A 24721-nucleotide genomic window follows, 5' to 3' on the forward strand; every position below is an offset into this window, starting at 1 on the left:
TTGCTAAGGTAGGCGAACCCTTTGGATTCTAAGGCTCCACGCCTGAATCAAGAAGGGTTCTTCCAGCACTCGGAACGTATCGTCTCCCTCGTCCTTCAGAGGATGTACAGCATGGAAGAAAGGTGTGATCCGCAGGGTGACAAATGCAAAGAGCGCGACTGCTGCGCAGACGGTATTCCCGATTATATTCGCGGTATGCTTCGTCCATTTATTGAATGATACCGTCCAGGCGGTCATTCCTTCGATTTACCCGATCCTAAAAGTATCGCTAGATCTCAGCTATACCCAGATCGGTCTCATCGGATTTGCACTAAGCGGCACGGCGTCGGTCCTTCAACCCATCATTGGCTTGTACACCGACCGCAGACCAATGCCATACCTGCTTCCGATCGGCGTCGTATTTACACTTGCTGGTGTCATCAGCGTCGCATTCGCGTCCCATTTCTTGATGGTCATGCTCGCCGTTATTCTCATCGGAATCGGCTCTGCGATTTTCCATCCGGAATCCTCAAGGGTTGCATTCCTAGCTGCCGGCCCACGCAAAGGCATGGCGCAGTCCATTTTCCAATTTGGCGGGAACGCCGGGCAAGCCCTTGCACCGATTATGACGATCCTGATCTTCGCCAAAGTCGGTCAATTCGGAGCCATTTGGTTCTCTTTTGCCTCGATTATCGCGATTGTCGTCCAATTCTTCGTCGGCAGATGGTATGCAGGATATCTACATACGGCACAGCTTGAGCGCAAACAAAATGCGAAAGTCATCAAGGCGAACCCACTCAATCGGAACGCAACGGCATTTGCGATCTTCATCTTAATGCTCTTATTGTTCTCAAAGAACGTCTATACGGCGGCGATCACGAATTACTACTCGTTCTATTTAATGGAACATTTCCATGTGAGCCTGCAAATGGCGCAGATTGTGTTGTTCGTCTTCTTGATTTCGAATGTCATCGGGCTTCTCATCGGTGGGGCACTGACGGATCGATTCGGACGGAGGAATATTATCTGGTTCTCCATTCTCGGCACAGCACCTTTCTCCCTTGCGCTGCCTTACGCGAATTTCACGGTATCGATCATCTTGCTCATTCTCGTCGGATTGATCTTATCCTCCGCGTTCTCGATTATTGTTGTCTACGCGCATGAGCTGCTGCCAGGCAAGGTCGGTCTCGTGTCGGGCATTTTCTTCGGCATCTCGTTCGGACTTGGCGGGATTGGCACGGCGTTTCTGGGAAATCTAGCGGATACGGCAGGAATCCCGTACATCATGCAGCTTACTTCCTATCTGCCGCTGCTCGGTCTCTTAACCGTCTTCTTACCAACCGACCAGAAGCTGAGCCAGCCCTAAATCAGAACTCGTAATTCATAGAAACAACGCTTACAATAGTTGAATAGAAGACTCTAAGATTCAGAAAGAAGGGATTCACCGTGCAGAACGATTCCGCCGTCAAGACGGTATCCATGGAAGATATCATCTTGGCGCATCACATGCTGAAAAATGTCATCACACGGACACCGCTGCAGCATGATGCCAAATTATCCGAAAAGTATGGTTGTAACGTCTATATCAAACGCGAGGACCTTCAAATTGTCCGTTCGTTCAAATTACGTGGTGCTTATAATCTCATTCGGAACTTGTCCGAGTTAGAGCTCCAGCAAGGCATCGTCTGCGCCAGTGCAGGCAACCATGCGCAAGGTGTCGCATTCTCATGTAATGCGCTGCAAATTCAGGGCAAGATCTTCATGCCAAGCACGACGCCAAGGCAGAAAATTACGCAAGTGAAGCGATTCGGAGGTTCTTACGTTGAGGTCATTCTAACGGGAGATACCTATGATGATGCTTATGACGCGGCGATGAAGACTTGTGAGGAGCATGGCATGAAATTCGTGCATCCTTTTGATGATCCGAAGATTATTGCGGGCAACGGGACGGTAGGCATGGAGATTTTCGAGAAATTGGATACGCCAGCCGACTACGTCTTCGTTACCATTGGGGGCGGCGGACTCGCTGCTGGGGTCGGTACGTATGTGAAAGCCGTCAGTCCATCGACCAAAATGATCGGCGTCGAACCGCTTGGGGCTGCTTCCATGCAGGAATCGCTAAGACTGGGCGAAGTTGTGCCTTTAGACAATATCGATAAATTCGTAGATGGCGCTGCGGTCAAACGTGTCGGCAATCTCACCTTTGATATATGTAAAGATCTGATCGATGACATCGTTCTGGTCCCTGAAGGTAAAGCTTGTACGACTATTCTCGATCTTTATAACGAAAACGCCATCGTCGTCGAACCGGCAGGATCACTGCCGATCGCAGCACTCGACTACTACCGAGACGAAATTCGCGGGAAAACGGTCGTCTGTGTAATCAGCGGCGGTAACAATGATATCGACCGGATGCAGGAAATTAAAGAACGCTCGTTAATTTTCGAAGGCTTGAAGCATTATTTCGTCCTTAATTTCCCGCAGCGGGCTGGTGCATTACGTGAATTCCTCGATGATGTATTAGGTCCGAATGATGATATTACGCGATTCGAATACACGAAGAAAAATGATAAGAACAACGGTCCCGCACTCGTCGGCATCGAGCTGAAGCATCGCGAGGATTATGACGCTTTAATCGCCAACATGAAGAAGAAGGGTATTACCTATAACGAAATTAACAATGATCCGGTTTTGTTCAATCTATTGATTTGATCCATTCGCACGCGTGTGTCGTAGCGGATAAGCATAGAAGAAGATCAGTCCAATCAGCAGCGCTAGAATCGGGATTCCGCTAAGCATCCAGCGGATCCCGGCGGCAACGCTGTCCGGCTGTACCGCACTCGCAGCACTGTAACCGCTCCGCTCCAAGACGAACCCCATCACGACCGCTTGCAAGGACACGCCCCACCGCACAATAAACCCATTCATCCCGTAATACATCCCTTCCCGACGTTCACCCGTACGACGTTCATCTTCATCAATGACCTCGGCCAGCATCACATCGAGCAAGACCATGACACCTGCGAGAACCGCACCGAATCCCGCTGCCGTAGCAATCGCACCCGGTATACTTCCAACCCACATAAATGGAAGAAGCGCAGCAATGAGCAATACGGTTGTCGCAAGGGCAATGAATCGCGTTCCCCACTTCGCAATGCCACGACTCCAAGGATAGATCAAGATCATGGCCACCGCGAAAATCGTACCGAGCATGATCGTATTCATCGTATCCGCTTCATGCAGCACATATTTGGTGAAGAACGGAATGGCTGCGGGCAACAGCGCGAAGCAGAACTGCACGCAGAAGCTACCGAGGACGTAACGGACGAACGCTTTATTCGTCGCCGTGTAGCGAATCGCTTGACCAACCGAGAACGTAACGACTTTTACATCAGGGCGCTCCTTCGAACCAAGCCAGGAGATAAAGAAGAAGACGGCGACGATCACGCCGAACATAATGCCCATACTCGCCCATCCCATCTGGGTGTAGAGAAGCGGCGGGATGGCAACTCCGACGACCATACCAATAATGCCGAAGAACTGGCGCCATGAAGACGCGGTCGCACGTTCACGAAGCGAAGTGAACATTTCCGGGAACAATGCTGTCCAGTTTAAGACGAGCATGACGGATACCATATCGTAGAGCATCACGATGATCAAGAAATACCAGAAGAGCGCTGCACCCTCTACGAACGGTGTCCAGATGAGAGTAAACAGGAGCGCAACGGGTACGATCCCGGCGAGGATATAGGGTTTTCTGCGTCCCCATCGTGATGAGGTGCGATCGGATAGATGCCCGAAAATCGGGTTCATTACGGCACATACAATGCCATGGAAGACCATTGCGATACTAATGAGCGCAGGTCGTACACCGAGATGATCCACATAATAGAAAACGGCGTATGTCGCGAACATTTGCGCAATCAGATTAACAGGAAAATTACCACTGCAATAGGCGAGAATAGGACGAATCGAGAGCCGATTTGTGTGCATAAGCACCTCTCCTTTACGAATTGCGCTGTGATACCATCAGGTCACGCCACGAGATCAGACGAATACCCGCTTCCTGGATCGTCTTCTGAATCAAGGCGTCGCGGAACAGCTTTGCCTCCATCCCTCGTTTCTGCGCATAGGGCATGATCGCCTCAAGCTCATCGGTCACGAAGGCTGGATGAATGATGATCTCCGTTAAGCCCGGCCGAATGTTTCGGAGCAGGTCCGCCATTTGCAGCCTGACATTCATGTACGTATCCCCTTCTTGCACCGCATAAGGTAATGACACGAGATCATCGATCATTTGGACGCCCCGCTCCTCCGCGAGTTGAATCCGAGCTGTCGCCATCGGCAGCAATGCCTCCGGGAACGACGCATCCTCGATCATTCGGCAGGGAAGTCGCAGCGGTAGACCGTAGTGAGTACAGGCCTCAATGACCGTTTCCAGAAAATCACGTCCTGTCGCTAGCCCATACAAGCTGCCCATATGAATATCCAGATGCGTTGGCTGAATACCTAATGCGATTGCATGTTCAATCTGGGCGTATATCTCGCGATGCACTTCCTCTCTATTCGCTTGTTTCTCAAATGTCTCGCAGTCTTTCGGGAAGAACAATCCTTCATCGAGCAGGGAAGTTACCGTATCCCGCCCAGAGACCGGCCCCCACCGATACCCCTCCCATTCACTCGTGAACGTGAGATGCACCCCGATATCGAGCTGCGGGTTATTTTTGCAGAATGCCGCCGCTTGCTTTGCCCATGGGCAGGGGATCATCACGGTCGCCGAGGAGATATCTCCCGCCAGCAGCAGTTTCTCAATGGCCGCATTTGCTGAACGACACATGCCAAAATCATCCGCATTGACGATCAACAGCTTCTCCTCCGCACCATATCCTAATTTCTCCGATTGCAAGGCCATGGCTGTCCCTCCTTCACGTTCCCCGTTATTTTCTTACTAACCAATTTATGTGGAAACGTGTACAGATTATGCTCGGCGTTGAACAAGTTACTTCAGCTATGCCGCTATCTTCTTACACGTACACCCCCACCCTACTAACCCTCAACTTCAACCCGCTCAACACACGCCCTATATTGGATTTCTGCACTAACTTTAGCCTAAAGTGCCTCACCTCGCGCCCTATCATGGATTTCTGCATTAACTTGTGGGAGATCTGACGTAATCGAGGCATTGTGAGCCTCCTATCGTGCGACAATCCATGATAGACAGCAAAATGGTCCAAATTCGCCTGCTATCCTACATAAAATCCAGTATAGAGCACTCACATCTCCCTCTTATCCCTTGGTTCACGCGCAATTGTGCAAATCCCCCTCGCACAGCGCATGCTCCCACTCCAAATTACACTCGCTCGACGTTCTAACAACAACCAAAAACACCCCCATGGTTTCCATGAAGGTGTAATTCGTTAGCTCATCGGCGGCGCCGTCGTGGACAGGAACCCTGCAACGATGAAAATGATCATCGCGATGCACAATTCCGCACGAATACTAAATTTCCAGAGGGTTAGCATACGACCCTCAGTCTCACCAGCCTGACGCTGAAGATACGGCAGGACTACCAGCCGTTGTACCCCTGCGAGAAGCATAGCCAAGATAAAGAGGATAATCTTCCATACTAACGTCTGCCCATAATCAGAATGGAACAGCGCATTCCAAGAGGTGACCCGAATGAGCGTTAAGAGGAGGCCCGTAATCGCCACCGTCGCAATGAGTGGCAATGCGACATTGGAGAACCGCCGTACCACGTGATGGATTTTCTCCAGATCCACGCGATCCTTCGGCAGCCGCCAAGTCATGACGCCCAGTGCTACTAATCCCCCGAACCAGACAACAGCCATTGCGAGATGGAGCAGATCAAACGAAACCGTGACGAGGCGGATCGATTCGTCCGCCCAAGAATGCCCCGTGAACGGGAACGTGTTCGCAACAGCCGCTAGGAGAATGCCTTGCACCCCGATTCGCACAGCCGCAGCACTTCTCGACAACACGATCGAACCAACAATCAGCCCAGCGAGCAGAATCGGACGCACCCAGACTACCGTTCCAACCAGCGTAGAGCGAAGCAGCACGCCTGTATTACGCCACGCTTCGGCATCTAATGTTCCACTTGTGTTCAGTTGTATCGCCAGCTGTAGCAAATGACTGATCCCCGTCACGAGGAACAGGATGATCCCAACGAGATAAACGATCCGCTCCGTCTTGGCCGAGAATATACGATGCACAAGACCATCAGCAGGCACCTCATCCTTACGCAGCAAGAAGGATCGGACATACCACAATCCCCCAATGGCCGCCATAACGAACAGTTCTATCACGCGGAGCAGCTTATTCCAATCGATGGTGATGCCGCTAGCACCCATGCCTTCCATATCCTCCATGTCCATCCCATCCATAGAATGCGAATGATCCATCCCGGACATATCAGAGTCAGAGTTGTCCTGCAATACGGGCGTACTCCCGGAATCCGCACTTCCTTTTACATCAGTAGAAGCTTCGATTACTGGCACCTCATCCTTCGATAGCTCGCCGCCCTGCCCCGCAGAGGAAGCACCACCCGTCGTTCCATCTGTTGTACCCGCCTGAGATGAGGTCGCCGAACCGGAATTGGATGCTCCAGTTTCTACCGCAACAGCCTCTTTAGCCGTATTCGACTTCGCCTTATCTTTCACTTGACCCGCTGTGTCAGCCTGATCACTGGATCCCCCCGCATCTTTTCCCGTAATCGGTTTAGATGCAGCACCTTGATCCTTCGGCTTCGAAGCCGCTGCATCTACCGATTTATCGGAAGTTCCCTTATTACTTGCAGTCGGTTGCTTCGCCTTCTTGTCCTTGGATTGCGATGTATCCGTTGAAGGCTTCACTGCAGCCCCCGTACCCGTGCTGGATTTTCCCGTATCCGTCGTATCCCCATCGAGTGAGATGGTGTCATGCGGACGAATGGTCTCCAGCTTCGCTCCTACAGCAAAACGGAACGATCCTTCTGTCACATGTGTATCCACAGAGAGCACTTGCCATTTGACCTTATACACCCCATCTGCGAGATCCGATGAAGGCGTTAAGATCAGGACATTATCATTCTCGGTCGACAGCTTCACAGACACAGAGTCGCCCGATTCCGTCCAGAGCGTCGCCGTACTCAAATCGCCATTAATATTTTCCGTATACGTGATACGGATCTCTCGCGGCGCACTAGACAACTCGGATTCCGCTGCCGGGCTCGAACGTTGAATCTGTGCGTGTGCGTCGACTCCTTGCGGGAACAAGACGAAGAGGACCATCACACACACGAGCCATCCGATATGGAATTTCTTCATGTCATTCCTCACCACCATAACTGCGAAAGAGCCGCCAAGATTCAGACGGCCCCTCCCCTATCTTTTATTTCGTGTAGATTAATACCGCGGCACGCAATTCACCCACCGCATTCAATACTTCGACCTTCGCACCAGAAGCTTCCGCAGCTGCGCGAAGTCCGACGGAACCTGTACCTTTATAGTCTGCCTGAAGTTGCTCGCGAACAAACGCTGCATCCACCATCGTTACGCCATTTTTCACCGTGATACCTTGTGCATCTACGACTTTGCCGTTCACATAGACACTAGGCACGCCGCTTGCTTTGCCTGGAACCGCAGTCGCTCCATTCTGCACGATGAACGTCATCGTCGCTTCATAATTCACGCTGCTGTATTGACCTTCCACCTTCTCATCTGTCGATGGCTTGGCACGTACTAAATAATAGTCGGCAGCACCCGTCTTGAACGTGATCATTCCGTTGCTATCGGACTTTAGCTTCTGCGAATCGGAAGTGCTGCGCTGAATAATGGAGACATCCGTGTTCGCGAGCGGTTTGTCCTTCAAGAACAATTGGATTTGAACCTCTTGGTTCGGCTTCACCGAAGCCGGGTTGAATGCAGGTACCAGCTCTGCACGGTCTGGCGTTACATGCGCCTGAAATCCTTTCAAGCTCTGAACCCGCTGAGCGAGTGGAATATCCGCAACCGCTACGAATGACTTCGCGCTCCGAAGGGTACGGCTGGACACTTCACCATTTTTGAATAGGCTATCTCCTTCCGCCGAAATAATGTATGCACCCGGTGCGGATGCAGAGAACTTCGTAATATAGTCGTTGTTGATCCCAGCATTTGCGTCTTCTTTTTCCTCACCCGTATAGAAGATCGTGGATGTAATGTCTGCTTTCTTGCCCGCAGGTGTTGTTACATATACCTTCGTGGTATCGGTGCTCCATTTGCCCGCAACTCGGTAGCTGGCATGTTCATTCGTATGATTGCCGAGCATCAAATCCACATAGCTGACTTCTCCGGCTGCAACCACAGGTGCGTTCGTCTGCGACCAACCATCATGCGCCGAGACAGGCACCGCAGCAGCTGCAAGTAATAGGGTAGACATAGCAAGTACCGCTAATTTCTTTTTCATCATTTAGCCTCCAAATCTATTCAATCCAATATGTATTTCTTGTATAGATTTGAGCATATAGCAATTCGAATATGATGAATATCACCCGATCGGGCTATTATTGTTACCGAGTTGTGACATGACCCCGAAAACATAGAACGAGAGCGCCCCCCTATCTAGGAAGACGCTCCATCATTTGATTATGGCTGGGAATATTTCATATAATAACATGTATCTATACCATCAAGGAGCTGAACACATCATGGGTTTTACGGGTATTACCGATTTCATCGACGAACTCAAAACAGCAATTAACAGCATTAAGGACACAACGACGAATTCCATTAACGGGATTAATCAACAAATCGCGACGATCAGTGATCATATCCATACGATGAACATTCTCCTTATGATTCTCATCGGCGTAAGCGTGCTGCGACTTGGATTCAGCATTTACAGCTTCGTGAGAAGAAACAAGTAACCGTCTCTTATGCTTGTGGTTTCAGTCCCTTCTCCATCGAAGATACGGCTGCGACTTTCCCCCGGAACATCATGTAACAAATACACCCTCCGATAACAATAAACAATCCCCCGCAAGCAACCAGCAGACGAAGCGGCAGCAGTGCATACAACCAGCCCGTCGATACGAGCGCAATGGTCATAAGCCCGATCAACGTCGTCTGGAATGTCATGTTCACACGCCCCTGGTAGGCGTAATCGACTTTAGTCTGCATTAAGGTCGCCATCCCGATATTCAGCGCAATCTGCCCCAGACTGAACACGACCAGCGCCCCTGCCGTTGCCATCAGGCTCGGATACGCCACCATCGACCCTAGGCCTATGCCCATCACGATCATACCGTAGGAGACGAATTTATCGAATGGCAGCTTGATCCGTTGAACAAGCAAGGTACAAACGAGCATACTGATCCCTTGCACGGATACAAGCACCGCCATCATCGTCTCGGGCAGCCCCAGAAAATCCGTCACGACGAAAATTTCCAACACATCAATCATCCCCGCGCCAAAACCAACGAACACCGCGCCGAACAAAATTGGACGAACCGTTGCATGGCGGAACGCGTAGCGCATGCCATTAGTTAAGTCCTCCCACACGGAACGCAAACCCTGCTTCGCCTCGGTCCCTGGACACTCCTCCGGGGGGGCCGTACGAATCGTCGACGTTACACCTGCACTCAGCATGAATAAGGTAAACACGAGCAGGAACACCCATCCCGGACCTAAGAACATATAGAGCGATGTCCCAATCGCGGGGCCGAGCATGAGCATAACGCTGAAGGATAATTGCCGAAGGCTTGCTGCCGTCTTCCGATCCTCTTCTGGCACGAACTGCATCGTGAATGAGCTACCCGGTGCGCGGAAGAACAAGGTACAGATCGAAGAGAGGAACGCCGCCACATAGAGCAGCCAGATTGCATGCACCATATAGGCCAGAGCGAATACGCCCATCATCAAGGCACGACACATATTGGCCCAGACGATCGTCTTCTTCCGATTCCAGCGATCCGCCATCACACCAACGATCGGACCCAGCACGAAAATCGGTACATATTCCGCGAACATCGTCCAAGATAATGCAATCGGTGAATTATTCGATAAATTCAAAACAAGGTACATAACCGCCATATTCCGTATCCAGTCTCCAAGCTCCGAGAACCAAGTTCCGAACCAGTAGCGACGAAATAATGGGTTCCCCCGCAGGAATTGAAGCATCGCAGCACCGCCTTTTAAGATTTAGATTGAATAAAAGCCGATAAGAACAGTCGAGAGTTCATCGTTTCTGGTCCTTCCGGGTCTTCCAGTGAACTCCACTTCTCCATGAATTGTCTTAGCTCCGCGATCATCTGTTTATGCTTCTCCTCCGTCAGGCGCAGCGTGCTTGCGGACATGAACGTTCCATGCTCGCCTTCCGATTTCTTGCTCTTCTTCCGTTCATCCTTGCGCTCGATCGCCTCCAAGAATTCTTCTTGATAATCGCGAAAATATGACTTCGAGATCAGATACTCGCCTGATTTCTCTCCTTCATCTCGCGTCTCGTCATCTATCAGTCGAATGTGAATTTGCTTCGCGACAGGCAAGTAATACTTCTCGATTACGCCGCCCTTCTCTTTCGTCTCGGTTAAGACAAGCAGCCCCACCTTCGCGAGCTCGCGTACATGATAATGTACCTTCGATGCGGGAAGCCCCATCTGATCGGCAATCTGCTTCGACGTCTTTGCTACTTCATCATCGAAGAGCGAGAAAATTTTGATCCGTAGCTTGTTGGAGAAGACTTTGGCCTGCACATAAGAAGTTATTTCGTAGACGTCATGGTTGTTTGGTTGATCCATTGTATTTCACCTCGTTAAGCGATTGTTAGGTTTAATTTTTTTGTTTGATCAAACTTTTTTGATCGGTCAAGAAAGATTGTATGACGGTATCCATTAATTGTCAACTAATTTATGGAAATTTTTTATATTTGGACTTATGAAGAGGCAAAAAGCGCCCCCCCCGCTTGCAGGAAGACGCCTTTTAGACAAATATATATACGAAACAATAGATCACCGTAATGAGATGAATGGACTAACATACCGATAGAAAATAAAGAAGAGGCCAAATTGAATGATATAAAATTCAAATTTACAATTTATTCAAATCTATTGCAATGACCTATCCATAGCCAACAAGCCAGTCCCTGTCTTAATGCAATCGATTACGATGAGTAAATGAGTCCATGCATTTGTAACATAACTGAAATATACCTTTCATGTAGCCTTAATGTTCATCGGTTACTATAGCTACATGACCCCCTTTTAATAAATATAGACTTAAGCCCTGCAGCGATGCTGTAGGGCTCCTTTTTTGTCTCTCATGCGGTAATAATAGCGACTTTTTTGTTATAGCGATCCATACAAGCGAAATGAATCAGCAGCGCAACTCTATATACCTATGCTGGATTTGATCCATTATAAAAGCCCGGTTTTAACCTCTATGACCCACTATAGTGAATATTTACATCAACTTTGAGCATGTTGCTCACAAACGAAGCATTTTCAGCCCTCTATCCTGCATCAATCCATGATAACGTACATAACCACGACAAAATGCCCTCCACATTACAAAAATCCAACATAGAGGGCCATTACTTACGTATATTCTAGAAAAGGCCCGCGGCCCCTTCATCAAGGACGCCGCAGGCGTAATATCTATACTGTAATCACCAACTGACCGCCCTCAGCGCGATCGGCCACCTGCATGTGCAGCTCCCGTTTCACTTCATCCCAAGCCCAGCCCGCTTGACCCGCAGCAATCGCATCAAGCGACAACTGCGCCAATCCTGCAACGGCCTTCGGAACGAAGCTCGTCTGATGCAGTGTAAAGCCTAGTTGATCGCGATTCGCCTTGAACACGCCCGGACTGCTGTACGACCAACTTACCGTAACCGACTCGCTGCCACCCGCAACTTGTACAGCCAGCTCCGAGCGAGCCCCTTGTTGATAGGCAAAGCTTACCCCGTCATCTTCATAGAGCTTATACGCTGCCGCAAAATCCGCCGAAGCCACCGCCCCATACACGTGGAACGTCACTTGCTCATTCGCCGTATCATCCGCACTCTGCTTGAGCAGCCCTTCCGCGATGATCGATCCCGCCTTCACGTACATCGGCATGATCTCGAGCGGCGCGTGTGCTAGGATATGGCGTCCACCTGCATGCGCTTCGCCTGTCCAATAATCAATCCAAGTGCCCTCTGGCAAATAGACTGCACGATGTGTTGTATCTGGACGGTATACCGGAGCGATCAACAGATCCTCACCGATCAAGAACTGATCGCTGAGATTCGTCACATTCGGATCATTCGGGTATTCGAGCAGCAATGGACGCATTACCGGCAGCCCATTCACCGCAGCATCGTGGAACAAATTATACAGATGCGGCATGAAGCGGTAGCGCAGCCCAATATATTCGCGCAGTATCGCTTCCGTCTTCTCGCCGAATGACCATGGCTCTTGACGAACCGTGCCAATCGCCGAGTGATTCCGGCAATACGGGAAGAACGCACCCATCTGCGTCCAACGAATGAGCAATTCGCTCGAAGTATCATGCGCGAAGCCGCCAATATCAGGGCCCGCGAACGGAATACCGGACAAGCCCATATTCATCACCATCGGCATTGCCATCGCCATATGCTCCCAGAAGCTGCGGTTATCGCCTGTCCATACGGCAGCATAACGCTGAATGCCTGCATAACCCGCACGTGTTAACACGAATGGACGCTGTCCATCAAGCTGTTCGCACAAGCCTTCATACGTTGCTTTGGACATCAACATCCCGTAGATGTTGTGCAGCTCTTCATGCGTTAACGGTTTGCCGTTGTTACCATGCATGGCATCGAGGTCCATCGTCTTGCTCTCATTGAAGATCGCTGGCTCGTTCATATCATTCCAAATGCCTTGAATGCCAAGGTCCGTATAGTACTTATGCTTGTCTCCCCACCATGCAGCGGTCCGATCTTCCGTAAAATCAGGGAAGGCACTCGTTCCCGGCCATACTTCACCGAAATAGATATCTCCTTCCATCTTCTTCACGAAATGATTCTCTCTGACGCCTTCTTGATAAATCTTATACTTCGCATCCTTCTTCACGCCCGGATCGACGATCGGCACTATGCGAATGCCCATGGAGCGCAGCTCCTCCATCATCCCCTTCGGATCAGGGAATCGTACCGGGTCGAATGTGAACACCCGATACTCGTCCATATAGTGAATATCCAGATAGATGACATCACATGGAATTTGCTTCGCGCGGAATGTCTGCGCTAGCTCCAGCACTTCCTGCTGATTCATATAGCTGTAGCGTGATTGATGATACCCGATTGCCCATTTCGGCGGAAGGTCCATGCGACCTGTGAGCGACGTATAACGAGACACCACATCTTTCAATTGTGGTCCATGAATGAAATACAAATCGTACGCCCCCGTCGAGCATCCGATCTTGAACGACGTCTCTTGTGAACGCATATCGAAATCCGACCGACCCGGATTATCGAGGAATAAGCCGTAACTACGACCTTCCACCATGTGAATTAGCAGTGGAATCGATTCATAGAGCGCTTCAATCTCCGGCACATGCGGTGCGTAGACGTCGGTATTCCAATTCGTATATTTCTCCCCGCGTTTATCAAGGAAGCTCGTCTTCTCTCCGAGACCGTAGAAGTGTGACTCCGTCGGCATCGCATAGGACGCATGCATTTCACCGCGTGCATTCCACTCTACTGGATGCTGCTGCATAATCAACTGTCCATCCAGATCTTCAACAGCTAGGCTCAAGTTGCTCTTATCCAGCACCACTTGGATCGACGCCGTACGGAAAGTAACCTGTTCTGCATGCTCAGCCATACTTACGCTCACATGGCCCGATTGCGGCAATACCGCGACCGTCGAGGAGAGATCCACCTGCTCGCCGTGGAATATTTTCACCCGGAACATATCATCGCTTAAGAATACAATCGCCGCGCTCCCCTTCGCACCTCGGCAAATATATGTCTCGCCGTCCTTCTCTAACGCTTCAAAATCCCCAATCCGCTGCCATAACGCTTGCTCATGTACCTGCCCGTATTTATCCGGTTTAATCGCTGCGCTTCCATCCATAACCGTTACCCCCTATGATGTCATGGCAAAGGGCCCTGTTCACCAGAGCCCTCCCCTTTTGTAAATGTATTGCTGTGTAGGTTCGTGCTACATAGCCTTATTTCTTCGATAGGCCTTCCCAAGCTTTTTGAAGTCCGTCGAACAAGCCGTTTTTATCCGATTTTCCTGCAATGTACGCCTGCATCGCGTTACCGAATTCGTTCATGCCGCCATCCGGGAATTTACTGAAGTTCCAGCTCAGCACTTTGCCTTCTTGGCTATATTTCACCACTTCAGCGCCTAGCTGGCCAAGATCTTCGCTCGTTGCGTCAATGTTCTTGAACGCAGGGATGAACTTGAATTCTTTAGTAATATACCGTTTACCCGCATCGGACGTCACGAGCCAGTTCAAGAATTCCTTCGCTTCCGGTTTTACTTTCGAGTTCTTGTTCACAACCCAGTTGTTCGGTACGCCGACATAGATCTTGTCGTTCGCCGCAGCATCATCGCTGATCGGCATTGGCAGGATGCCAACATTCGCCTTCGGATTAATGCCGTTGATTTGAACTTGCGTCCAGTTGCCTTGCTGCGTCATCGCCGCTTCGCCGCTTGCGAACATCGTCATTTCCGTGTTGTAGTCCGTTGTCAGCGGGTTCTTGTTGCCGTATTTGATGGTGAGGTCAAAGAGCTTCGCCCAGTTTTCAAAGACAGGGTTGCCAGGGATTTTCGCTGTGCCATCATTCAAGCCTTTGATGAATGCATCCGGATCCTGCTGATTGGCGAAGGCTACATTCAGGTTATGAAGTCCGAGAATCCAAGTTTCTTGATAGCCGTTCGCGAATGGCGTTATGCCGGCTGCTTGTAATTTCTTCGCAGCATCTTCCAGCTGCGTTAATGTCTTAGGTGTCTCAGTAATGCCCGCTTTTGCGAATAGATCTTTATTATAGAGGAAGCCGTAGCCTTCCAGATTCATCGGCATACCGTAGATTTTACCGTCCTTCGTCATCGGCTGCTTCGCCACGTCAACCGCATCTTTTACCCAAGGTTGGTCGGATAAATCCTCCAAGCTGTTGATCCATGTATCCAATTCGCGATAACCAAGGTTATTGAAAATATCCGGCTCGTCGCCCGAAGCGAACTTCGCTTTCAGTGCTGCGCCATAGTCGGAGCCGCCACCTACCGTCTGAATGTCCAGCTTAATGCCGGGATGCGTGCTCTCGTATTCCGCTTTAAGCTTGTTCAATGCTTCTGCAATCTCAACCTTGAATTGGAAAATCTTAATCGTCTTCGTCTCCGTGCCGCCATTAGTTGTGGCACCGCTTGCCCCTTTATCTTCGGATTTCCCGCCGCATGCTGCGAGCGCCATCGACAATGTCAGGAGTAGAACGAGTGAAAGTTTCGTTTTCTTTTGCATAAATTATGGCCTCCCTTAATGATCTATCATCAAAGTTCGTTGAAATCATCTTACATCCTCATTGTAGAGGGAATCGCGCCTTGTTTAACCGTAGAATATTGATCAATCAGGTAGACGGAAGTGACATTCGCTTACCCTTTGACCGCGCCTTGCGTAATCCCTTCGATAATATACTTCTGCATCATGAGGAAAAATACGATGATCGGCAGCACGCCCATGACGAGCGCTGGCAGCGCTAAATCCCACTGCTTCGTATATTGTCCGAAGAACGCGAACGTTGCAATCGGAATCGTGCGAAGCTCAGGCGATTGCAGGATGAGGGACGGTAGCAGGTAGTCGTTCCAGATCCAGAGCGCATTCAAGATAAAGACAGTGACTAACATCGGCTTCATCAGCGGTAATACGATGCGGAAGAATACGCCGTATGCGTTCGTGCCATCGACCGTCGCCGCCTCTTCAATCTCTAGCGGAATCGACTTCACGAAGCCATGGAGCAGGAACACCGACATCGGGATCCCAAAGCCCAAATAACATACAATCAGTCCGGGAATACTGTTCATCAAACCGACGGTGCTCGTAACCTTCACCAGCGGAATCATGATGGATTGGAACGGCACGACCATCGCCGCGACGAATATCACGAACAGAATACGGTTGAATGCCGTGTTCTGACGAACCATCCGATAAGCTGCCATCGCGCTGACGAGAACGAGCAGTACATTACTTACGATCGTAATGACGAATGAGTTCAAGAACGCAGACGGAAAATTCGTAATCTCAAAAGCTCTGGCATAGTTGCCCCATTCGATCGACTTCGGCAGACTCGCTGCATTGGTGAGGAGGTCGCCGAAGCTTTTGACGGAGTTGACGAACAAGAAGTAGAACGGAATAAGGAACAAAATTGCCACGAGCAGCATGATGATCTCTGTGATGGCAAGGCTTATACGATTATTCTTGGTGATATCCATTAGGCTTCAACCTCCTTACTCTTCGTCAATCTTACTTGCAGCGTCGTGATGACGGCAACAATGATGAAGAAGATAATCGCTTTCGCCGTACCGAGACCATATCGGTTCTTCGAGAAGGCTTCGTTATAAATGTTCATGGCGACCGACTCCGTGGAGCCGAACGGTCCGCCTTTGGTGAGCGACAAGTTTAAGTCGAACATTTTGAACGACCACGAAATCGCGAGGAACAAACAGACCGTCGCTGCAGGCATAATCAGCGGGATAATGATCGACCGCAGCACTTGTCCTCTGCTCGCGCCGTCAATCTCAGCCGCCTCCAGAATATCCTTCGGCACATTGTTCAGAGACGAGATGTAGATGACCATCAGATAACCAGCTGTCTGCCATACGAAGACGATGACGATTGCCCAGAACGCCGTATTCTCTGTTCCGAGCCAAGGCAGATTGAAGAACGAAATACCCGTTACATCACCGATTGCTGCGAACCCTTTGACGAAGATGAACTGCCAGATGAATCCGAGCAGCAGTCCGCCGATGACGTTCGGCATGAAGAATACCGTTCTAAGGAAATTACGGCTTTTCAATTTTTTTGTCAAAAAATACGCCAGCGCAAATCCGAGCACATTCGTGAAAATCACGCCAAGTACGGTAAATTTCGCCGTGAACCAGAACGAATCGCGAAATACGGTATCATTCGTTAGTATTTGTTTATAATTGTCGAGGCCGACCCATGCCACCTCGCCAGAAACGCCATTCCAGTCAGTGAAGGAATAATAGAGTCCCAGCAGGAACGGAACGACGATAATGAGAGCGAAGAATATCAGCGCAGGACCGACGAACACGAGCTGCTGCGTCCATTGTGAATTTCTTTTATGTTGATGCATCCCGATCTCCCCTTTGCATATTTCATTTTTTGCTTATAATTAGTATGCGAGAATCGTGCGTCCAAAAGAACGTACGATATTAAACCAATAGGGAGACAATATTGACCTTCTCCGGTCGGCTTTCCATCGCGAAGAATAATCAGGGAGGCATATTCGACATCGAATCTTGCATTCAGCCTTCGAACTCCAGTGCTCATGTAGGCTCCTCCTACACTCCGCGCTTCCTTCTTCGGCTTCACGCAACCTTCTCGACGCTGAAAAGCCGACATCAACGTTAATGAAATCGAGGTGGCATTCATTGAAATTAAAATCACATAGCATCCGCACCCGCCTGATTCAATTCATGCTGGTCGTGACGACGATTCCGCTCGTGCTCTCGCTCATCATTACGCTGATCCATACGCGGGAATCGATCAAAGAGCAGTCGATTAGCGAGAATGCGAAGCTTATTTTCCAAGGAAAAACCAATCTCGTGAACTATCTGAACAATATCAATCGTGCGTCGATCATCGTGTATTCGGACCCGCATTTCATTGGTAATTTGTCCAAAAGTCTGGATGACTACCAGGCGATTGCCGAAATTTATAGCACAATGCAAAATTTGCAAGGCTCCCTGCCGGATATACAGCAGGTCTATCTGCATTCCCGGATCACCAATCAATCGACGCTAATCACGAGCAGCGTGCCTAGAAGAGAGGTTCGCGAAGCACCTTATGAAGGGGTTGCCAAATACATGACCACGCAGGCACCGACGAGCACAGAGCCCCCGCACCGCGTACATAACTATGGCTTTCCACCTTCGCCCTTGGAGAAAACCGATCGCGAAGTGTTCACCTTCTATCGTTCCATCAATCGAATTCCATCCACCACGCAGCTCGCTGTACTGGCGATTGATGTGAAGCTGGACGGGATCGCAGCGATCTGTAATCAGCTCTATGAAGCAGGCGATGAGCAGTTGTATCTCGTCAGTGACCAAGGAGATATTATCTATAGCGGGAATAAGGACGAGATCGGCAAGTCGTTGAAATCACTCGGATTGAGTGAGAAGCTCGCCGTCCCTCGTGGGGATCAATCTGGCTATGTCGACAAGGATAAAGCCATGCAGATCTATGAGCGGCTCGAGGTTCCTTTTGCCAACTGGACCTTGATTAAGCAGATCCCGCATGCAGCGCTATATCAGCGATCCACAGAATTAATCAAGATCAACGCAATTATTGCGGCGCTCGCGCTTCTGGCGGTCATCCTCGGAACCCTCGTTATCTCGATCCGCATCACGAGGCCCATTAAGCAGCTTGCAAGCTATATGAACGAAATTCAGACCGGTAGGCTCAATATTAACATCGAGGTCAAGAGTCAGGACGAAATCGGCACCCTGTCGCGGCGATTCCGGCAGATGATGGATACAATCAATAACCTGATCTTACGCAAATATAAGCTGGAGCTCGCGAACCAGACGAATCAGATTCGTGCCCTGCAGGCACAGATTGATCCTCATTTCCTGTACAATGCCCTGCAATCGATCGGTACCCTAGCCCTTCAACATAACGTACCGCGCATCTATACGCTGTTGACTTCCTTAGCCGAGATGATGCGCTACAAGATGCGCAGTAATGAAGCCAAGGTCACATTACAGGATGAAGTCAACCACTTAAAAATGTATCTGGATTTGCAAAAAGAACGCTTCGATGAGCAATTCGATACGACTTGGGAGCTTGCACCGAACAGCCTGTCCGCCGCCATCCCCAAGATGACGCTGCAGCCGCTCGTAGAGAACTATTTCAAGCATGGCATGGACCCGCGTCTAGGAGCCGGTCGATTGTCGATTCGAAGCCGGATCGATGAAGCGAACTCCAAGCGTCTGATCATTGAAATTGAGAATAACGGGACATCGATTCCTGAAGAAGAGCTTCATGTGCTGCAAGCATCACTTACAGCGCACCATCAAGAAGGTGAGGAGCAACGCGTGGAGGAAGGTGCTTCGATTGGGTTACATAACGTATTGATGCGGTTGCAGCTCTATTCAGAGGATCAAGCTTCGCTCAAGATTGAGAACCTAGAGCCGCACGGCGTTCGAGTCACCTTAGATTACATCTGGGAGAGTGAGTAAACGATGACGATGAAAGTACTTATCGTGGATGACGAGAAGCATGTCCGCGATGCGATTAATCTGCTCGCCCATTGGGAAGAGCATGGGATTACCGAGGTGCTGCAAGCCTCCGATGGCGAAGCTGCCATCACGATGATTAGTGCACACAAACCGCAAATTGTACTGACGGACATGCGGATGCCGCACAAGGACGGCACCGAGCTGTTAACCTGGCTGCACACCCATGCCCCACAGATCAAAGTCGTCGTCATCAGTGGATACGATGACTTCAATCTCGTCCGGCATACTCTGATCAGCGGCGGAATGGACTATATTCTAAAGCCCGTTCAAGCTACTGCATTAAATGCAGCCTTAGCGCAGGCAGCGAAATGCTGGCAGCAGGAAGAACAAGCACGCGATCGCGTCACGAGACAGCGTATGGAAGTGAATGAAATGAAGCCGCATTATGCGGATAAGCTCCTGACCGATCTGATCACGGGCGAGGGCCGTCGTGACGCCATATTAGGCCAGCTTCGCGAAGAATTCCAACTCCCTCTTCCGAAGTCACGCTGTTCGGTAGCAGTTCTCGATGTATCTCATTTGGATCATAAGCTGCGCTCTAAGTTCCAGAACCAACTGCAACTGCTCTTATTCTCTTTGATTAATATTTGTAATGAGATTCTACAGCAGCGGGGGGTGGCATTCCGCCAATTGAATCGTGCTGGTGAAATCGTCATTCTCTACGGCGATGAACAGCGCGCTTTTCCCCCTCTCTTGCAAGCAATCAATGATGGGATTTACAGCACGCTTCGCCGTCGCTTTCATTTCGGCATGAGCGACACGAATACGTTTCCAGAGGAAGCTCCCCGCGCCTATCATGAAGCATCTTCCGCATTATGGAAGCGCAACTTATTAGAGCCGAGGCTGCTGCATTCCTACCAACCGGACGGGATTCAGGGGGCTGCTCGCCCCTTGCGATTAACGGCGATACAAGAACAGCTTCGGCTCGCCGCCTTAAGCGGGGCCAGCGAGCAAATGGAGAACGTCACCACGCAATGGCTGAATGACATCCAGGGACTCAGCTTCATTACGCCGGAGCAGCTCGTCCAGTGGGATAAAGAATGGGACTGGATGCAAATGCAGTGGCTCGAAGGGGAAGGCGACGCCCTGCCCGTGGAGGAGAAAACGACGACAGCCGATTCCGAGCTATCCCCTCCCTTGCCGCTTAATGAAGAAGGCTACTTGTCTCTGGAGCTGCTGAAGCAGCAGGTTCGAGATCGACTCCAAGCGGTGAGCAAAATCATGACGCAGCAGCATACCAAGGACAACTTCTTCATCCATGACATTGCCAAATATTTAGAGCGCCACTATCAGCAGGAAATCTCACTTCAGGATATTGCAGCCAGGTTCTTCTTAAGCCGCGAATATATCGCACGGAAGTTCAAGCAAGAATACGGCGTCACCTTGCTGGACTACCTCAGCCGATTCCGAATCGACAAAGCCAAACAGCTGCTCCACAACCCACACCTTCGCATCGCGCAAGTAGCTGAGATGGTAGGATATCAAGACGAGAAATATTTCAGCAAAGTGTTCAAGAAGCTTGAAGGCATCACGCCCGGCGAGTTCCGCAGAGAACAAACGCTAGGCTAACACCAAAGAGACCTGAGTTCACCTCAGGTCTCTCTCTTCTATGATGAGCCTCACGCTCGACACGTCGGGAAATCAAAATCCAGCATCGCCCCGCCCGTATCCCGATTCTTCGCTGTAATCTCCCCCCCGCAGCGTTCAACGATTGCTCTCGCAATGGCAAGACCTAGTCCGGACTCGCCGCCCTTCCCTTTCACAAAACGGTGAAACAATGTTGGAAGCAGCTGCTCTGGAATCCCTTCCCCATCATCTTGTACCGAGATGAGTACGTGGTTCCCTTTTTGCTGTACATGAATGTGAATCTGCTCCTTCGCATGACGAATCGAATTTGTCACCACATTAAGCAGCGCTTGCAATAGCTTGTCCTGATCCGCACGAATTTGCAATGATTCCGGATCATCCATGTGGTAATGGATGTGGAGCTGTAAGTCATTTTTCAAGAGCATCGGATTTACACGTTCTTCCGTCTCGAGCAGCATGTCCTTCACAGCAACGTCCTCAAATTGAAAGATATCCTCTTCACTATCGAGCTTCGCTAGCAGCGTCATTTCAGTGACAAGCTTCTTCACCCGATTACCTTCACTCATAATGATCTCTAGTCCGCGCCGCATACTCTCGCCTTCGAATACGCCATCCCGAATCCCCTCGGCATAACCGGAAATCGACATCAAGGGAGATTTGAGCTCATGCGAAGCGTTCTGGAAGAATTGCTTCTGAACACGGTGGTAATGATCCAATTCCTGCGCTAGATCATAGACTGTCTCCGCCACCGCACCAATCTCGCCGCTTGCCTTCACCAGCTCCACCTCAGCATACTTCCGGCTGCGCACCTTCTTCAATTCCTCTCGTAATCGCATCAGAGGATGAATGATCCGCTTTGTCATGAACAAGCCCAAGAGAAATACCACAATGAACCCAGTACACAGCACAATGAGCAGCTGGCTGAATAGCTTCATCTCGATCTCTCGAACTTTACTGACAGGAGACACCAAGGTTAGCTGGTCGCCTGCTCTCGTTACCGCTGTACTGGTAAGGAACCGCTTGTCCTTGCCCTCAACGATCTTGCGCATCTCAGCATCCATCGGCATAGCAGCCGCAACCGATGAAACTCCCACCTCTATGGCTGAGGTCTGCGGCGACAGAGTCGATGAGACAACCCGACTCTGGCCGTCCAGAATAATGGCCTCAATATCGCTCTCTGCTGGCAGATACCTGACTTTAAAGCTTGCCGAAGGGGCGGCACGCGTATCTTGCTGGATGATAGTTCGCGACAAAGTTGTGCTAAGGGTCTGAAGCTCTTCCTGCTGCTTGCCCATGAAATGATCCAGCAACACCGTATGAATAATAACGGCAATGACGCCGAACACGAGCACAAGCAGTATGCCAAAAGCTAAGTTAATCTGATGAATCAGCTTCATCCTAACATTCCCCTCCATTCAGCCGATAACCGAGGCCCCATACCGCTTCAACCGGCAGGTCTTCAATCTTCTTGCGCAGCCGCTTTATGAGATGGTCTACCGCGCGGTCGCTGCCGAAATAGTCGTCCCCCCATACCAGATGTAGGATTTCGTCTCTGGCAAAAGCACGATTCGGGCGCTCCACGAACAGCTTGAGCAGATCGAACTCCTTGCTCGTAAGGTCGATCTCTCCCCCGCGCCAGACGGCTCGCCGATCATGCAGCAAGAGACGGAGCTCACCCAGCGTAATGACAACCTCCTCATCCATCTGCGGCTCTTCTTCCTTCATTCGAAGCTTCTGCATGCGCTGCAGCTGACGCTTCACGCGAGCGACAAGCTCTCTTGGGCTGAAGGGCTTCACCATATAATCGTCGCCCCCCAGTTCAATGCCTAAAATTTTATCGACCTCGTCATCCCGCGCCGAGACCATAATTATCGGCACCTCCGCGTCGGCTCGAATTTTGCGGCACAGCTCGTATCCATCCATGCCTGGCAGCATAATGTCGAGCACCCACATATCTGGCGGATTGTTCTCCCAGAGGATCCATGCCTCCTCAGCCGTCCCAAGCCCAATGGTTTCCATATTTTCTTTTTGCAAATAGGACTCTACTAACTGTCTTATATTTAGATCATCATCTACGACGGCGATGCGATAATTGTTCATCCATCCGAACCTCCTCTTATCATGGTGCCATTATAGCAGTCCAAGCTTAAGGAGATATGAGTTGCCATTCTTTTTACATCATTTCGGACATGACCTGCCACATTTGCGTCCTACAATAGGTCTTGTAAACAACAAACCACCATTAAAGGAGTGTATGTACCATGAAAAAAAATTTCGTCGTTAGTTCCTTATTATCCGCTATGCTGTTCACCATCGCAGCGCTGCCCGCTTCCGCAAGCCCTGATGTGAAGCCCATCGAATCAGGTAAGAACTTGAACGTTCAGAGCACCGCGGCTGTGGCCAAACCCGCCATTGATCTACTTGGTCTTGTGAAGCAATATGCACCTGATACGCTACAAGAATGGGAAGACGTGCTCGCCAAGCAAACGAAGCACTTCGTCAAGGTAGGCAACCTATCCCACTCGGTTACCGTCATGAAGCTGGATGAATCAACGATGAAAGATGCCAAGCAAGTGATGATCAAAGAAGTTGTTCCTGCACCCGTAGGAAATGGCCAGCAAGGGAAGGATTTCGTAATCGCAACGCCGATTACATCCTCGGCTGCAGTCGTCTCTGGAAGCACGAAAGAAAATCAATTGTTCACGAACTTGACTAAAGCGGTAGAGGAGAAGGATGGCGAGGCGATTAAGACCAACCTCGCGAAATTACTGGAGCAATTTAAGTCACAGGCAGAAGCTGCAGAGCAAGCTGCTGCGAAATAAATCCTAAGCAAACAAGGGTCCCTCTTCCATGAGGGGACCCTTGTTTTGTTTCCTAACGCTACCCCAAAACCTGTAACAATAGCAAAAAAGCAGCTCACCCCTAGGGGTGAGCTGCTTTCGAGAACCTCCCGATTACTCGGGACGTTATTGTAGACAAATTAGTCTTACAATTTTGTTACGTTCTCAGCTTGTGGTCCACGGTTGCCTTGAACAACGTTGAACTCAACTTTTTGGCCTTCTTCAAGAGTCTTGAAGCCGTCGCCTTGGATTGCGGAGAAATGTACGAATACATCGTTGCCGCCTTCAACTTCGATGAAGCCGAAACCTTTCTCAGCGTTGAACCATTTAACTGTACCTTGTTGCATGTGTGTAGCCTCCTCAAAATAATTAACATGCTACTCCTATATTTACGGGTGGTAAATAAAAATTCACATATTCGAAAAGGTATATTAATCATACCGCATAATACCCTTTAGAATATGTGAATCCAGATCTCAAATCTTCAGGAGCATTTCATTGTTAATTCGTATTTACTTGTTCATAGTACCATATTATTTCATGGAAAGTCAAACACTTATGTGCCATTAACTTTTCCAGACCATGTCAATGCGTCAAAAATTCCCCTAATTCAGCGAAAGCGCGTTCATTACTATGATATCAGGCAATAGCGCTGCATGGAATATATATGGCTTTTCCGAAAATTCCTTACCCGTATCCGCTTGCATCACCAGCATTTCACCCTGGGTCAACCTTTATCGAAATCAGGCACAGATATCATGTTACCCCTTTTTTAAAATTATATACCTGAAAGTAACAAACCTTGTGGGGATAAAGGATAACGTTTATGATG

19 protein-coding genes are annotated in these 24721 nt (G+C 49.8%); 6 read left to right on the plus strand and 13 right to left on the minus strand.

All coding sequences use genetic code 11. The features are described 5' to 3' along the window. Window positions 1-136: 136 nt before the first annotated feature. Together ACFQZR_RS00680 and ilvA are read left to right on the plus strand one after the other, a co-directional pair. Window positions 137-1345 (plus strand): MFS transporter, encoded by a 1209-nt coding sequence (locus ACFQZR_RS00680; RefSeq protein WP_379341885.1) that lies wholly within the window; start codon window positions 137-139, stop codon window positions 1343-1345. Between the two features lie 113 nt (window positions 1346-1458). Continuing rightward, window positions 1459-2691 carry a threonine ammonia-lyase IlvA gene (gene ilvA, locus ACFQZR_RS00685; RefSeq protein WP_040675745.1) on the plus strand — a complete coding sequence of 411 codons (1233 nt, stop codon included), beginning with the start codon at window positions 1459-1461 and terminating at the stop codon, window positions 2689-2691. On the opposite strand, the gene ACFQZR_RS00690 is transcribed toward ilvA, so the two are convergent. The 4 genes from ACFQZR_RS00690 to ACFQZR_RS00705 form a co-directional block, all read right to left on the minus strand. Further along, window positions 2680-3972: an MFS transporter gene (locus tag ACFQZR_RS00690; RefSeq protein ID WP_379341887.1), complete on the minus strand. Its 1293-nt coding sequence runs from the start codon at window positions 3970-3972 to the stop codon at window positions 2680-2682. The two genes, ilvA and ACFQZR_RS00690, sit on opposite strands and share 12 nt — an antisense overlap. A gap of 13 nt (window positions 3973-3985) precedes the next feature. Further along, a complete protein-coding gene (locus ACFQZR_RS00695) occupies window positions 3986-4891 on the minus strand; it encodes a polysaccharide deacetylase family protein (protein WP_379341889.1) in 906 nt (301 codons plus the stop codon). 505 nt (window positions 4892-5396) lie between these two features. Further along, window positions 5397-7304, minus strand: coding sequence for a copper resistance protein CopC (locus ACFQZR_RS00700; RefSeq protein WP_379341892.1), 1908 nt, complete (start codon window positions 7302-7304; stop codon window positions 5397-5399). Window positions 7305-7368: 64 nt separating this feature from the next. Next, a complete protein-coding gene (locus ACFQZR_RS00705) occupies window positions 7369-8427 on the minus strand; it encodes a DUF4198 domain-containing protein (protein WP_379341894.1) in 1059 nt (352 codons plus the stop codon). 238 nt (window positions 8428-8665) lie between these two features. Here ACFQZR_RS00705 and ACFQZR_RS00710 point away from each other — a divergent pair, with 238 nt between their 5' ends. Continuing rightward, a complete protein-coding gene (locus ACFQZR_RS00710) occupies window positions 8666-8884 on the plus strand; it encodes a hypothetical protein (RefSeq protein WP_018758736.1) in 219 nt (72 codons plus the stop codon). Between the two features lie 7 nt (window positions 8885-8891). Here ACFQZR_RS00710 and ACFQZR_RS00715 read toward each other — a convergent pair whose 3' ends face one another. From ACFQZR_RS00715 to ACFQZR_RS00740, 6 genes are all read right to left on the minus strand, one after another. Beyond that, entirely contained in the window at window positions 8892-10136 is a 1245-nt protein-coding gene (locus ACFQZR_RS00715) for an MFS transporter (RefSeq protein ID WP_379341897.1), read from the minus strand. 14 nt (window positions 10137-10150) lie between these two features. Next, window positions 10151-10753 (minus strand): ArsR/SmtB family transcription factor, encoded by a 603-nt coding sequence (locus tag ACFQZR_RS00720; protein ID WP_379341899.1) that lies wholly within the window; start codon window positions 10751-10753, stop codon window positions 10151-10153. 855 nt (window positions 10754-11608) lie between these two features. Further along, a complete protein-coding gene (locus ACFQZR_RS00725; protein WP_379341901.1) occupies window positions 11609-14050 on the minus strand; it encodes a glycoside hydrolase family 31 protein in 2442 nt (813 codons plus the stop codon). A 97-nt stretch (window positions 14051-14147) separates the two neighbouring features. Next, window positions 14148-15443 (minus strand): ABC transporter substrate-binding protein, encoded by a 1296-nt coding sequence (locus ACFQZR_RS00730; protein ID WP_379341903.1) that lies wholly within the window; start codon window positions 15441-15443, stop codon window positions 14148-14150. A 131-nt stretch (window positions 15444-15574) separates the two neighbouring features. After that, window positions 15575-16411, minus strand: coding sequence for a carbohydrate ABC transporter permease (locus ACFQZR_RS00735; protein WP_018758741.1), 837 nt, complete (start codon window positions 16409-16411; stop codon window positions 15575-15577). Then, window positions 16411-17295, minus strand: a complete 885-nt coding sequence (locus ACFQZR_RS00740; RefSeq protein ID WP_314586382.1) for a carbohydrate ABC transporter permease — start codon at window positions 17293-17295, stop codon at window positions 16411-16413. Before ACFQZR_RS00740 ends, ACFQZR_RS00735 begins: the two co-directional genes overlap by 1 nt. 298 nt (window positions 17296-17593) lie before the next feature. Here ACFQZR_RS00740 and ACFQZR_RS00745 point away from each other — a divergent pair, with 298 nt between their 5' ends. After that, a complete protein-coding gene (locus ACFQZR_RS00745) occupies window positions 17594-19402 on the plus strand; it encodes a cache domain-containing sensor histidine kinase (protein ID WP_379341906.1) in 1809 nt (602 codons plus the stop codon). Window positions 19403-19411: 9 nt separating this feature from the next. Next, window positions 19412-21031, plus strand: a complete 1620-nt coding sequence (locus tag ACFQZR_RS00750) for a response regulator transcription factor (protein WP_379342029.1) — start codon at window positions 19412-19414, stop codon at window positions 21029-21031. A 50-nt stretch (window positions 21032-21081) separates the two neighbouring features. On the opposite strand, the gene ACFQZR_RS00755 is transcribed toward ACFQZR_RS00750, so the two are convergent. Next, window positions 21082-22446, minus strand: coding sequence for a sensor histidine kinase (locus ACFQZR_RS00755; protein WP_379341908.1), 1365 nt, complete (start codon window positions 22444-22446; stop codon window positions 21082-21084). Between the two features lies 1 nt (window position 22447). Beyond that, window positions 22448-23149, minus strand: a complete 702-nt coding sequence (locus tag ACFQZR_RS00760) for a response regulator transcription factor (protein WP_379341910.1) — start codon at window positions 23147-23149, stop codon at window positions 22448-22450. Between the two features lie 161 nt (window positions 23150-23310). Here ACFQZR_RS00760 and ACFQZR_RS00765 point away from each other — a divergent pair, with 161 nt between their 5' ends. Next, a complete protein-coding gene (locus tag ACFQZR_RS00765) occupies window positions 23311-23871 on the plus strand; it encodes a hypothetical protein (RefSeq protein WP_379341912.1) in 561 nt (186 codons plus the stop codon). A 164-nt stretch (window positions 23872-24035) separates the two neighbouring features. On the opposite strand, the gene ACFQZR_RS00770 is transcribed toward ACFQZR_RS00765, so the two are convergent. Next, a complete protein-coding gene (locus ACFQZR_RS00770) occupies window positions 24036-24236 on the minus strand; it encodes a cold-shock protein (RefSeq protein ID WP_018758750.1) in 201 nt (66 codons plus the stop codon). Window positions 24237-24721: the final 485 nt, after the last annotated feature.

It is taken from the genome of Paenibacillus sp. GCM10027629 (assembly GCF_042676425.1).
GTDB classification, from domain to species: domain Bacteria; phylum Bacillota; class Bacilli; order Paenibacillales; family Paenibacillaceae; genus Paenibacillus_K; species Paenibacillus_K terrigena.